Source organism: Hyphomicrobiales bacterium, from assembly GCA_016125495.1.
In the GTDB taxonomy this organism is placed as follows: domain Bacteria; phylum Pseudomonadota; class Alphaproteobacteria; order Rhizobiales; family RI-29; genus RI-29.
Genome location: WGLQ01000014.1, coordinates 89,812 through 102,781, shown reverse-complemented (window position 1 = coordinate 102,781; position 12,970 = coordinate 89,812). Strand labels below are relative to the sequence as shown.

The 12,970-nt window shown below is 66.6% G+C and carries 10 protein-coding genes; 7 read left to right on the top strand and 3 right to left on the bottom strand.

What is annotated here, in order from left to right; translation table 11 throughout:
• The first annotated feature begins 54 nt into the window (after nucleotides 1-54).
• Together GC150_11705 and GC150_11700 are read left to right on the top strand one after the other, a co-directional pair.
• A protein-coding gene (locus GC150_11705; GenBank protein MBI1385565.1) for a peptide chain release factor 2 occupies nucleotides 55-1,186 on the top strand; the annotation gives its coding sequence in 2 pieces (ribosomal slippage) (nucleotides 55-123 and nucleotides 125-1,186; 1,131 coding nt in all).
• Between the two features lie 101 nt (nucleotides 1,187-1,287).
• A complete protein-coding gene (locus GC150_11700; protein MBI1385564.1) occupies nucleotides 1,288-1,710 on the top strand; it encodes a hypothetical protein in 423 nt (140 codons plus the stop codon).
• A gap of 184 nt (nucleotides 1,711-1,894) precedes the next feature.
• On the opposite strand, the gene GC150_11695 is transcribed toward GC150_11700, so the two are convergent.
• Both GC150_11695 and GC150_11690 read right to left on the bottom strand, forming a co-directional pair.
• Nucleotides 1,895-2,776 (bottom strand): hypothetical protein, encoded by an 882-nt coding sequence (locus GC150_11695; protein MBI1385563.1) that lies wholly within the window; start codon nucleotides 2,774-2,776, stop codon nucleotides 1,895-1,897.
• On the bottom strand, nucleotides 2,748-3,215 hold the full coding sequence (locus GC150_11690) for a redoxin domain-containing protein (GenBank protein MBI1385562.1): 468 nt from the start codon (nucleotides 3,213-3,215) through the stop codon (nucleotides 2,748-2,750). Before GC150_11690 ends, GC150_11695 begins: the two co-directional genes overlap by 29 nt.
• 254 nt (nucleotides 3,216-3,469) lie before the next feature.
• Here GC150_11690 and GC150_11685 point away from each other — a divergent pair, with 254 nt between their 5' ends.
• Nucleotides 3,470-7,381, top strand: a complete 3,912-nt coding sequence (locus GC150_11685; protein ID MBI1385561.1) for a hypothetical protein — start codon at nucleotides 3,470-3,472, stop codon at nucleotides 7,379-7,381.
• Nucleotides 7,382-7,428: 47 nt separating this feature from the next.
• Here the strand turns inward: GC150_11685 and GC150_11680 are convergent, their stop codons facing one another.
• The gene (locus GC150_11680; GenBank protein MBI1385560.1) at nucleotides 7,429-8,781 is read right to left on the bottom strand and encodes a hypothetical protein; all 1,353 of its coding nucleotides are present in this window, start codon (nucleotides 8,779-8,781) and stop codon (nucleotides 7,429-7,431) included.
• Here GC150_11680 and GC150_11675 point away from each other — a divergent pair.
• The 4 genes from GC150_11675 to choX all read left to right on the top strand — a co-directional run bounded on the left by GC150_11675 (nucleotide 8,698) and on the right by choX (nucleotide 12,958).
• Nucleotides 8,698-10,686, top strand: coding sequence for a prolyl oligopeptidase family serine peptidase (locus GC150_11675; GenBank protein MBI1385559.1), 1,989 nt, complete (start codon nucleotides 8,698-8,700; stop codon nucleotides 10,684-10,686). The genes GC150_11680 and GC150_11675 overlap by 84 nt on opposite strands.
• A gap of 8 nt (nucleotides 10,687-10,694) precedes the next feature.
• Nucleotides 10,695-11,132 (top strand): hypothetical protein, encoded by a 438-nt coding sequence (locus GC150_11670; GenBank protein ID MBI1385558.1) that lies wholly within the window; start codon nucleotides 10,695-10,697, stop codon nucleotides 11,130-11,132.
• Nucleotides 11,026-11,898 (top strand): hypothetical protein, encoded by an 873-nt coding sequence (locus GC150_11665; protein ID MBI1385557.1) that lies wholly within the window; start codon nucleotides 11,026-11,028, stop codon nucleotides 11,896-11,898. The genes GC150_11670 and GC150_11665 overlap by 107 nt, the downstream gene beginning before the upstream one ends.
• Nucleotides 11,899-12,007: 109 nt before the next feature.
• Nucleotides 12,008-12,958 carry a choline ABC transporter substrate-binding protein gene (gene choX / locus GC150_11660; protein MBI1385556.1) on the top strand — a complete coding sequence of 317 codons (951 nt, stop codon included), beginning with the start codon at nucleotides 12,008-12,010 and terminating at the stop codon, nucleotides 12,956-12,958.
• Nucleotides 12,959-12,970 lie beyond the last annotated feature (12 nt).

Below are 12,970 nucleotides of genomic sequence, written 5' to 3'. Positions count from 1 at the left end.
GCCAACGTCGGGACAGTTTGTTCGCTGGCGCGGCGTCATTACTGGAGAAACCTCATGCGGGCCGAGCCGCAAGCCATCGTCGATGAGATCAAGGAGTGCCTCGCGCTCCTGAGGAGGCATCTTTGACTGGGAGCGAGCGCTGAAGCGTCTCGACGAACTCAACGGCCTGGCGGAGGATCCGGGCCTCTGGAGCAAACCCCAGGAAGCCCAGAAGGTGATGCGCGAGCGCCAGCACCTGGACAACGCGATCGGCAGCTACAAGGGTCTCTCACGTGAACTCGACGATGCCGTCGGATTGGTCGAACTGGCCGAGGAAGAGGGCGACGAGGAGGTTTTCGGGGAGGCACTGGTCAGTCTGCGTCGGCTGGAAAAGGAAGCCAAACGACGCCAGCTCGAAGCGCTGCTCTCTGGCGAGGCCGACGGCAATTCCTGTTATCTCGAGGTGCATGCGGGGGCCGGTGGCACCGAGAGCCAGGATTGGGCGAGCATGCTGCTGCGCATGTACACGCGTTGGGCCGATGCCAACGGCTACAAGGTCGATCTCCTCGAGGAGAGCCAGGGCGAGGAGGCCGGGATCAAGTCCGCCACGATCGAGGTCAAGGGGCTCAACGCCTACGGCTGGCTGAAGACGGAGTCCGGCGTGCACCGTCTGGTGCGCATTTCGCCGTACGACTCCCAGGCGCGCCGGCACACCAGTTTTGCATCCGTCTGGGTCTTTCCCGTGGTCGACGATACCATCGAGATCGACATCAACGAGAGCGATTGCCGCGTCGACACCTACCGAGCCAGCGGCGCTGGCGGTCAGCACGTCAATACGACCGACAGTGCGGTGCGCATCACCCACATCCCGACGGGAATCGTCGTGCAATGTCAGAGTGAGCGCTCGCAGCACAAGAACCGTGCGAGCGCATGGTCGATGCTGCGCGCCCGCCTCTACGAGCTCGAATTGCAGAAGCGCGAGGAAGCGGCGGCCAGCCAGGCGGCCAGCAAGACCGACATCGGCTGGGGCCATCAGATCCGGTCCTACGTGCTGCAGCCCTATCAGTTGGTGAAGGACCTGCGCACCGGGGTCGAGAGCACGGCACCTTCACTGGTGCTCGATGGCGATCTCGAGGAGTTCCTGGCCGCAGCCCTCGCTCAGCGCGTCGACGGCGGCGCCCGAAAGGCCATCGCCGACCTCGATTAGGCGGGCACCGGGGCCAGCGGAGGCGGCGGCGTGCCAGTGCGCCGCCATCGGCCAACCGGCCCGCATGTCCCGTGCTTCGGGATCATCTGGGAGGCTCTCTCATGGTGCGCACTTCGGTTCCCTCGATCCGGCCGACACCGGAGGGCACGGCGCACGCCAGCGAGCGTCCGGCACAAGCCCCCCGACTGGTGCGCTACCTCCTGATCAATTGCCTGACCGGTTTGCTGGCGGGCGCGCTTACGGGCGCCGGTTTGCTCGTTGGCAACGTCGCGGGCCTCGCGGATCTGATGCGGGCTCCGGGCGAGGGCGCGGTGGCGCCGGTTCTGCTCGTGCTGTTCTTCGCGCTGACCTTCGGCACTCTGGCCATGGGGGTTTCGGTGATGGCCCTTTCGAATGCGCGCGGCTCGGTCTGGGGCCCGCTGCACCGGCACTACGTTCGCATGGCGGACGAGTTGAAACCGGGGCCGGCGGCTTTCGAGCCGGTCGCAAAGGTCGGCGAGGAACAGGGCGACCGCCGCGACTGACGTCCCTCGGTGACCGCAAGGTCCGAAGCACGACTATCAGGACCGCGCCGGAATCCCGACTTGCACCAAGAGACAAACGCGCGGCAGGCCTTGCGGCCTCGCGCGGTTGTCGTCTGGATTGGCCACTCGGTCTCGAGGTCGGGCCCCGTAAGGGGGGCCCGCGATGACGACCGTCGTTCAGCCGTCAGCCGCGATCCCCTTCTGCCGCACGGGCGGCCAGGGATGCGGTCAGTGGCAGGTTCGGAGCGTGCGATCCGCCGCTGCCGTTGCCATGGCCCGAGAGGGACACGGCCGGACGCGCCTCGGGACGCGGTGCCTCGGCGACCGGATTTTCCGAACGGCGGGACTTGCCCTCGAAGTAGGCGCCCTGCTCGATCGCCAGCGACTTGTGGAAGACGTCGCCCTCGACGTGCGAACTGGATTGCAGGCTGACCCGCTCGCCCCGGATCGAGCCCATGACGCGGCCCTGAACGGTGACGTCCTCGGCAACGACTCCGCCGCTGATCTCGGCGCTGGGGCCGACGATCAGCGTGGCGCAATGGATATCGCCCTGGATCTTGCCCTGGACGTGGATCTCACCGGTCGACGACGTGTTGCCGACGATGGTCAGGTCCTCCCCGATGATGGATGGTGACATGCCGCTATTACCCCTCATGGTCGTACTCACGGGTTGTCTCGCCGGCTGCGGCATCGGCGCCGCAGGGCGGGTTTGAGCTTCCGGCACCGGCCGTTGCGCCGGCGTCTCTGGTGCGGCCGCGTCTCGATCGGACCCCCCAGGCCTTCTGGTCGTAAACATACGCACCTTACCTCCGCTACCTTCGAGCCTGCACGCTCGACCGCCCGATGTCCCCCTTGGTCCATGAGCTGCCGGCATCCGCATGCCTGCATCACTTATAGCGCATCCGGTGGCGGAGTCATTTGCTGGCTCGTGTCGAATGCGCCACATGCATATTGATTCGCAGGTCGTGGCCATTCCAAGGCGGAGGCTGTGAATTGTGGCGCCGGCGCCGCCCTTCTCCGCTGCGCCGGCGGGCTGTTCAGCCGGCAAGCTCGCTGGCGGCGGCAAGAACCTCCTCGGCGTGCCCAGGTACCTTCACCTTGCGCCAGACGCGGGCGACCTTGCCCTTGGCGTCGATCAGGAAGGTGGAGCGCTCGATGCCCATGTACTTGCGGCCGTACATGCTCTTTTCCACCCAGACGCCGAATGCCTCGGCAAGGCTCTTGTCCTCGTCGCTGGCGAGGCCGACGGCAAGGTTGTGCTTCTTGCGGAATTTCTCGTGGCTGGCGAGCGAATCGGGCGAGATGCCGATTACGGGAACACCGATGGCGGCGAAGCGTTCGGCCAGTTCAGTGAAGGCCAGGGCCTGCTTGGTGCAACCGCTGGTATCGTCCTTTGGATAGAAATAGAGCACCGCCGGGCGTCCGGCGAGGCTCTTGGAGCTGATCTTGCCACCATCGTCGGTCGACACTTCGAACTTTGGAACCTTCTGGCCTTCCGTGATCATCGTGAAACCGCCTCGCTTTCGTCCATGTTATGGTTGCAACTTCGGCTACGCGTACACGAGTGCGGCGGATCGCGCACGCTTGCCCATAGGCCTGGGGCGGCATGCGGCATCTGCTCGAGGCGATGGTGAGCGGGGCGCACCAGCGGTTCCGGAGCGGTCGGCCGGTGGTCGGGATTGGACGCCCGCGGCTTGGCGGCTCGGTGCGGCCTTGCATCGATCTTTGGCGCGATGCGCCCTAAGAGGGGCCCCGTAGCTTGAGCGGGACGAGTTCGAAAACCAAACTGCCCGTGCCGACGACCAAGGGCAGAGCACTCGTCACGCTGACGGGCGTGCCCGCGTCGCGTCCGGCGAGCGGACTCCATCCGGTGCAGTTGCGGCGGACCGCACGCCACTCCCTCATCTGGGCGGCGGCGTTGCTCGGAACCATGCTTTTCGCGCTCGCCTGTGCCGGTGCCCTGCTGCACATGCGCCTCGTCGAGGGCCCGATGCAGTTCGCCTCGCTGGTGATGCCGATCGAGCGGGCGATCAATGCGGAACTCGACGGCATCGCGCTCGATATCGGTGACGCGGTCGTCCAGTACGGCGAGAAGGGGCGTGGTATCCAGTTCCGCCTGCGCGACCTCACGGTGCGCGACGGGAACGGTGTCACGGTCGGTCGTGCGCCTTTCGCGTCCGTCGACATCAGTCTGGCGGCGTTGCTGGCCGGTCGGCTGGCGCCCGAGAGGATCAGTTTCATCCGCCCACGCCTGCTTCTCGTCTACGACGACGAGGAGGGGCTCGCGATCGGCTTCGGCCAGGAAGGTTCCAGTGTCCGCCCGGCGGATGGGAGTGCGAACGAAGGGGGCGCGCCGGTTGCCGGCTCGGATGGTGTGCCGCTGGCCGAGGATGCAGGCGCGCCATCCCGGGTGGAAATCGCGCCGCAGGACACTTCGTCCAGGATTGGCCTTGCGGCTGCCTTCGCCAAGGTCCTGGCTGGCGCCAGGCGCCGTGAGGGTGTCGGTTCCTATCTCACGCAATTCGCCGTCGAGGATGCCGTGGTCATGGTCGACCACGGCCAGGGCGAACTCTACCTCACTGTCCCCGAGTACACGGTCGATCTTGCGCACCGCCAGCGCCGCAGCGAGATCCTCGGCGCCGGGAGCATCCTTTCGCCGCAGGGCCCCTGGCGACTGGGCTTCTTGATCGACGAATCCGAGAAGTTCCGCCGGCTTCGGCTGCGCGTGCAGGTGGACGGCTTCGTGCCGAGCATGCTCGGGGAATTGTACGGTGCGCTGGGATTGCTCAATAGCCTCGAGACGCCGATCGCCGGCGAGATCCGCACTGTCCTGACCACCGAGGGCGAGGTGCGCGATGCCGCCTTCGATCTCGAGCTGGCCGCGGGGCGCGTCCTCGTCGGCAGCCTGTTCGACGATGCGATCAACATCCGGGGCGGCTCGGTGCGGTTGCGCTACGTGCGCGATGGCAACCGCTGGGACCTGCTCGATTCGACCATCCGCGGCGAAGCGAGCGAGGCCACCCTGTCGGGGTATTTCCTGCCTGCCGCCTCGGTCTCGGGGCAAAACGAGCAATGGAACTTCGAGCTGTCCGGACGCGACGGGCGCATTCAGGGGCCGGACGGGATCGGCGCGGAGCCGATCGAGCGGTTGACCGCGCGGGGCACGATCGACATCGGGCAGGCGGCCGTCGGTTTCGAGCAGGTCCGCGTCGGCTTTACGCGTGGCGAGGTCGCCATGCGCGGACGGGTGACCGGCGACGACGGCGTGCAGATCGCGATCCGTGGCACCGATCTCGGCGTCGACACGATCAAGCGCCTCTGGCCGCGTGCGATGGCGCCCCACACGCGGAGCTGGTTGCTCGCGTCCGTCGAGCGGGCCACCGTGCGCCAGGCCGACGTCGCGCTGTCGCTGCGGCCGGACGAGATCCGGCAGCTCGCGTCCGGGCAGGGCGTGCGCGAGGAGGCGGTGAACCTACAGGCCGTGATCGACAACGCGGCGATCGGATTTGCCGAGGGTGTCGCTCCGGCGGAGCTGGAATCCGTCGACCTGCGCGTCAGTGGCAAGCGCGTGCATGCCATCGCCGATATCGGCCGCCTGCCGCTGGCTGGAACCAGCGACGCCATCGAACTGTCGCGCATCGAGGCGACGGTCGGGAACTACAACGCGGACGATGCAACCGCGCTCATCAGCTTCCACGCCGAGGGCCAAGCCGGAACGTTCGGGCGTTATGCCAGCCAGCGTGGCATCAAGGCCGTGGATGATCAGCTCGGGCTCGTGACACGCCTCGACGGCAAGGGCGAGGCCAAGCTGTCGCTCGTGGTGCCGCTCGCGGCCTCCGCGCGCTGGTCCGATGTCCGACCACAAGGGCGCCTGCGGCTCAGTGAGGTGACCATCGGCGAGGTCATCGCCGGCGTCCGCATCACGAGCGGGGAGATCGGCATCGATCTCGGGGCCAGCGCGACCGAGCTCAAGGGCGATGTTCTGCTGAACGGGATACCGGCCCGCGTCCACTGGCTGAACCTGCACGGTGACGAGCGCAGAGAACGGCCGGCGCTCCGCATCATGGCGGAACTCGATGCCGCCGACCGCGAGCAGCTCGGCATCCCGATCAACCATCTCGTGCGCGGGCGTGTGCCGGTGGAGGTGTCGCTGCGCGCTGGTCCGGGCAGGCACCCCGAGATCGAACTCCAGGCCGACTTCACGCAGGCCATGCTGCTCATCGAAGGTCTCTCCTGGCGCAAACCGCCCGGTCAACGCGCCGTGCTCGAGGCTCGGCTGGTTCCCGCGCTGGATGGCGGCATCGAATTGCAGAATCTCAAGATCGCCGGCGATCCACTCGGCATCGAGGGCTGGGCTTCGATCGGGCCGGACAACCAGTTGAAGGCGTTTCGCTTCCCGGATTTCCAGCTCAATATCCTCACCCAGCTCGAGATCGATGGCGAACGCGGTGTCGACGACATCTGGCGGATCAGGGCGCGCGGACGGACCTACGACGGTCGCGCCTTCTTTCGCTCGTTGTTCGCGGCCGAGCAGCTCGGACAGCGCACCATTCCGAAGGCCCAGGCCGGGTTGGGGGTCGACATCGAGGCCGAGATCGACACCGTGGTCGGCTACTCGCAGGTGAACATCTACAACCTTCGGCTGCGCGCGCAGAAGCGGGCGGATGTGCTGGTCTCCTTCGAGGCTCTCGGCAACCTCGAGAAAGGGGCCGAGATCGGCGTGCGCCTCACCCGCAACGAAAACGGCAAGCGCGAGTTCATCGCCCAGACCAACGATGCCGGATCAGCCTATCGCCTGGTGGGGTTCTATGACGGGATCATCGGCGGCAGCGCCTCGCTGAAAGTCAACCTCGACGATGAGGGCGAGACCCGCACCGGGACCCTCTGGACCCAGGACTTCGCGCTTCTCGGCGATCCCGTGGAGCGCGACATCTCGACGGATTATTCGGCAACCGCCTCGCGCGATCGAAGCGGCGGCAGCGGTCGGACGCGAACCGAGCGGCTCAAGATCGGCTTCGACCAGCTCTATGTCCCCTTCTCGGTCGGACAAGGCCGTTTCATCATGCAGGATGCCTACGTCAACGGTCCAGCCCTCGGGGCGACGATGCGCGGCTTTGTGGATTTCAACAACGAGTCGGTTCACCTCGGGGGCACGTATGTGCCGGCTTACGGTATCAATGCCGCCTTCCGCAATTTCCCGATCATCGGAGGGTTGCTGACGGGCCGGCCCGGTGAAGGGCTGATCGGTCTCGCCTTTGCGATCAACGGGCGGCTGGAGAACCCGCAGGTGGTGGTCAATCCGATCACCATGGCCATCCCTGGCATCTTTCGGCAGATCTTCGAGTTCCAGCCTCCGCCACCACCGCCCATTGCGGCGGTCGGGGCGCCGCGCACGGCCCGGCGTGCGACGGGGAGTGGCGATGGCGATGAAAGCAGCGCCTCGCAGGTCTTCGGGGAGGATGGTGTGAGCACGGTCGGCGTGGATGACGTCCCGCGCGGCACGGTTGTCGAGGGGCCGGCGCTGCCGCAACCGCAGCCGGTGCCGGCAGGCTCCGCGGTTGTCGGGCAGGGGTGGATTCTCGACGATTCCAACACCATCGCTCCGAACATCCCACGCGCCCGGCCGACATCGCGGGGTTTGGGGACCTGGGTCGGCCAGTCAGATCGCTGAGTGGTTGCGTTCTTGGGTTGCCAAGGCGAACGCCCCGGGACGCCACCTCAAGCAGGAACGCGCAGCCCCGGCACGAGATCGGCCAGGGCGCTGGCGAGGTGATCCAGCGGATTCTCGACCATCGGCGTCACGGCGAGCAGTGCCGCCACGAGACCGTCGGCGTCGAGCGATTCGAGGGCCAGCGAGCGCACCCATCCTTTGGCCTCCATCATCGCGCGGTAGTCGCGTTCCTCGCCCTTGTAGTCCGAGACGATGGGATGAACGCCGACGACGGGCAGGCGCATGGCGACCGCCTCCGACATCATGGTGCTGGAATCCGCGGTGCAGACGATCGCCTCGGCCACGGAGAACACGCGCGCGAGGGTTCCGGGACCCGCCGTGCGAAAGTCGAGCACGTCCGCTACATAGGGCTCCCCCGCAAGGCCCGCAAAGAGATCGGCTGCGGCTGCGGGCGTGCGGCGTGAGGTCGAGATCACCCACCGCGTGCCCCATTTCGCGGCAACGTCGGCCAAGAGGCGGGCGAGGTGCTGCCATTCCTCAGGCTGGTAGGCAAAACGTCCGGAGGGCCCGCCGACGAGGAGGCCAATGGTGCGCGGTGGGGCTTGCCGCGACAGCGGGCGGCGCGAGCGGGCGCCCAAGTTGGCATCGGGGTCGAGACGCGAGGGTTTGAGCGCGATGATGTGGCGCGGCCGACCCGAGTGCTTTTCATAGGAGGAGACCACCGCCGCAAAGGCCTCCGCGGGAGCCCAGCGAATGGTGCCGCAGAAGATGTTGGGTACGGCGAGATGGCGTGCCGCGGCAATGTTGGCGGCGAGCGTATGGCCTCCGGCCGAGATCACGAGATCGGCTGGAGGGAGTGGTGTGGCGAGTCGGTAGCCGGCAGTCAGTACCAGGCCGGGTGGAAGGCCGGCACCGATCATCGCGCGCAGCACCATGGGGCTCGCCAGCGCGCGCCGAGCGATCGTGACACTCGTCACAGCCACCGGCCGCTTGCGGGCGATGGCTGCCGCAACGCCCTCCGAAAGATGATAATGGCCCGGCCGACCGTCCGAGAGGATCAGAATGCGCAAGTCTGCGGGCACGGTGTTGGACCTCCAGTGCGGGCCGGCGCTCGCCATGGTCTGGTGAGCGGTCGCACACGATGACCGTGCCAGCCGACCGAAACCGGGTCCACCGCCGGTCCGCCAGGCTTTGCCCAATCGTGCGCGGCAGGCGTGGGGTCGATATGGCGAGCCGGCGCTGCTATGGAACAATCGGTCGTCTGGCGTCCCCACGCACGCGTCGCGACACTGGTCAGCGCAAGAGAAGGAACCCCGATGCCCCGCTCCCTCATCGCCCGGCGCAAACTGTTCGGCAACCCCGATCGCACGATGTGCCGGCTTTCCCCGGACATGCGCCATCTCTCCTGGATCGCGCCCGATGAGGGTGTGCTCAACGTCTGGGTGGCGCCATTGGACAACCTCGAGGCGGCACGCGTCGTCACGCGAGACCGGTCACGTGGCATCCGCAGCTACGGTTGGTCGTGGGACGCGGCGTGGATCCTCTATGCCCAGGACAAGGCGGGCGACGAGAACTGGCGGTTCCACTCGGTCGGCCTGGATGGCGGCCCGTCGCGCGACCTGACGCCAATCGACGGCGTCCAGGCCCGCCAGATCGCTTCGAGCTGGCGGCGGCCGGGCGAGATCATCATCGGCCTCAACGAGCGGGACAAGGCTTGGCACGACCTCTACCGGCTCGATCTCGCGAGCGGCGAGCGCGAACTCATCCTGTGCAACGAAGGCCAATGGGCGGCCTTCACGCTCGATGACGAGCACCGCGTGCGGCTGGTCGGACGTTCGCTGCCGGATGGGGGGTCGGAGGCGTTGCTCTGGAACGACGGCGATACGGAGCCTTTCATCACCTTCGGCTACGAGGATGCGCTCAGCTCAGGGATCATCGGCCTCGAGGGAGGGGGCGAAAGCGTGCTGCTGGTGTCCTCTGTCGGACGGGATACGGCCGCGCTCTGTCGCATGGCGCTCAAGGCGGGTAGCGAGCCGGTGGAGATCGCCGCATCGCCGATCGCCGATGTCACGGGAACGCTACGGCACCCCAAGACCCGCATGCTCGAAGCCTATGCCGTCACCGATCTGCGCAATCGCTGGCATGCGGTCGGGCCAGCGGTTCGCGATGATCTCGCCTTCCTCGAGGGAAAACTCGCGGGCGATCCGACGATCATCCGCAGCACGCTCGCCGATACCCACTGGGTGGTGGCGAGCGGCGGCGCGCGCGATCCGGGGCGGTATTTCCTCTATGACCGCGCCGGTCGCACGCTCGAGCCGCTGTTCGAGACGCGCCCGGAGCTGGCCGATGCGCCACTGCGCTCGATGCATCCCTTCGCCTTGCCCTCGCGCGATGGCTTGCGCCTCACCGCCTACCTGACACTGCCGGAGCATCCAGGCGGCGAGATCGACGAGGACGCGTTGCCGCCCCGCCCCGCCAGTCCGCCGCCCATGGTGCTCTACGTCCACGGTGGTCCCTGGTCGCGGGATGCCTACGGCTTCAATCCGGTGCACCAGTGGCTGGCGGATCGCGGCTACGCGGTGCTCTCGGTCAATTTTCGCGGCTCGACCGGCTTCGGAAAAAGGTTCCTCAATGCCGGCGACGGCGAGTGGGCCGGTCGGATGCACGACGATCTCATCGATGCCGTCGAATGGGCGGTCTCGAACGGGTATGCCGCGCGTGAACGCATCGCCATCATGGGCGGCTCGTACGGCGGCTATGCCACTCTCGTCGGTCTGACGTTCACGCCCGAGGTTTTTGCCTGCGGTGTCGATATCGTCGGCCCGTCCAACCTCGAGACGCTGCTCGCGACCGTTCCACCCTATTGGAAGTCGTTCTACGAGAACATGGTGCGCCGGATCGGTGATCCCCGAACGGCGGATGGCCTCGCTTTCCTCCGGGCGCGCTCGCCAGTCCACAAAGCCGACATGATCGTGCGGCCTCTGTTGATCGGCCAGGGAGCAAACGATCCCCGCGTCAAGCAGGCCGAGTCGGATCAGATCGTCACGGCCATGCAGGCGAAGGGGCTGGCCGTGACCTACATGCTGTTTCCCGACGAAGGGCACGGTTTTGCACGGCCCGAAAATCGTTTGGCCTTCAATGCCGCGACCGAGGCGTTCCTCGCGCGGCATCTCGGCGGCGCGTTCGAGCCGATCGGTTCTGATTTCGATGGCGCCCGCATCGAGGTGCCGGCGGGAGCGGGCGAGGTCACGGGGCTGGCCGAATCTCTCGCGGCGATCGCCAACAGGGGCGCGTCGAGCGCTTGACCCTCGGCATGGATCGCTTCATGAGCCCCGGTCCGGGCGGCACGGTACGAAGGAATGGGAGCCGGACACTGATGCAACGCAACGAAGCCCTGCTGCGGGCGATGATCTCGATGGCCAGCGCGGACGACAAGCTCGAGGACTGCGAGCGCCAGACGATCCGCGAGATCTATCTCGAGATGACGGGCGAGCCGCTCGCCGACGAGATGATCGATGCGACCATGGCGGCCCGGGCGGCGGGCCAGTACGAGACGATCGCTTACCTCAAGGAGAGCGCGGCCGCCCTCGGGCGCAATGATCGGGAACAGCTCATCACCGCGGCCTATCGGGTTCTTCTCTGCGATGGTGTCATCGCGGCGGGCGAGCGCAAGAAGCTCGCCGAGATCGCTCGAGCCATCGACATGCCGGAGATCCATTACAAGGCCGTGCTGGAGCGGGTGGCCCCTTGACGGGCAGGCCTGGCCGGGCGCATCGCGGGGTGATCCCGTTGGCGTGTGGAGTCCGCCCATGATCGTCTCGCACGCCCATCGCTTCATCTTCATCAAGACGCAGAAGACCGCCGGCACCAGCATCGAGGTGGCGCTTTCTGCGATCTGTGGGGTCGACGACATCATCACGCCGATCCAGAGCTGGATCGAAGGCGAGCGCCGGGAGACGGCCGGCCGTGGGCCGCAGAACTACCGCCTCTCGCATCCTCTGGTGCCGCGGCGCGCCTGGTGGAAGCGCCTCGCTGGGAGGCCGGAGCGTCATTATCATCCAAGCGTCGGCTATTACGACCATATGCCGGCGTGGCGTGTGAAGGCCTATCTCGGTGACGACGTCTGGGCGAGCTATTTCAAATTCGCCTTCGAGCGCAATCCGTGGGACCGGCAGGTCTCCTGGTACCGCTACAAGACGAAGTCGAAGGCGGCAGGCGAGCGACCGGACTTCCCGCGCTTCCTCGCCGACCGCAGGCGCGCCTTCGTCGACAACTTCGATCTCTATTCGATCGATGGCGAGGTGGCTGTCGACTTCCTCGGCCGCTACGAGAGCCTCGAGGAGGACTTCGCCGAGGCCATGCGGCGTGCCGGCGTAAACGATCAGGTGGCCTTGCCACGGGTCAACGCCTCCAAGGGCGGAACCACCGACTACCGCGCCTTCTACGACGAGGCGAGCCGCGACCTCGTCGCTGGCTGGTACGCTCGCGAGATCGCATTGCTCGACTATCGCTATTGAAGCGGCACCGGCCGACCGTGCACGACGGGCTCGCAATCTGCGAAAGGCTTGCTAGGGTGGCATGATCGCGAGAAAGTCGATCAACGACGCGCAAGATAGGGAGCCAGGAATGCGAACACTCCTTTTGATCGGTCTGACGGCCGTCTCGATTTCGGCGGCGCCGGCGTTGGCGAGCGAGCCCGCCAGCTGCAAGACGGTGCGCTTTGCCGATGTCGGCTGGACCGACATCACGGCGACGACGGCGGCAACCTCCACCGTGCTCCGGGCACTCGGCTACGAGACCGACACCAAGATCCTCTCCGTACCGGTCACCTACGCCTCACTGAAGAACAAGGACATCGACGTCTTCCTCGGCAACTGGATGCCGACCATGGAAGCCGACCTCAAGCCGTACCTCGACGACGGCTCCGTCGAGTCGGTGCGCGCCAACCTCGAGGGCGCCAAATACACGCTCGCCGTGCCGCGCTACACCTACGAGGCCGGCCTCAAGAGCTTTGCCGACATCGCCAAGTTCCGCGAGCAGCTCGGCGGCAACATCTACGGCATCGAGCCCGGCAACGACGGTAACCGCCTAATCCTCGGCATGATCGAAAAGGACATGTTCGGCCTTTCGGGCTTCGAGGTGGTCGAGAGCTCCGAACAGGGCATGCTCGCCCAGGTCGCGCGCGCCGTGAAGAAGAAGGACCACATCGTCTTCCTCGGCTGGGCCCCGCATCCGATGAACGCCAACTTCGAGATGGCCTATCTGGAGGGCGGTGACGACGTGTTCGGCCCCAACTACGGCGGCGCGACTGTCTACACCAACGTGCGCGCCGGTCTGGCGAAGGAATGCCCGAACCTCGGCAAGCTGCTGGGCAATCTCGTCTTCAGCCTCGAGATGGAGAACGAGATCATGGGCGCCATCCTCAATGACGGTGCCGACGCCGACAAGGCCGCCGCGGCCTGGTTGAAGAAGAACCCGAAGGCCATGATGCCCTGGCTCGCGGGCGTCACGACGTTCGACGGTCAGCCGGCCGGAAAGGCGATCGCGACCGCTCTGGAAATCCGGGGCAGCTACTGACGTCCCGTGCTG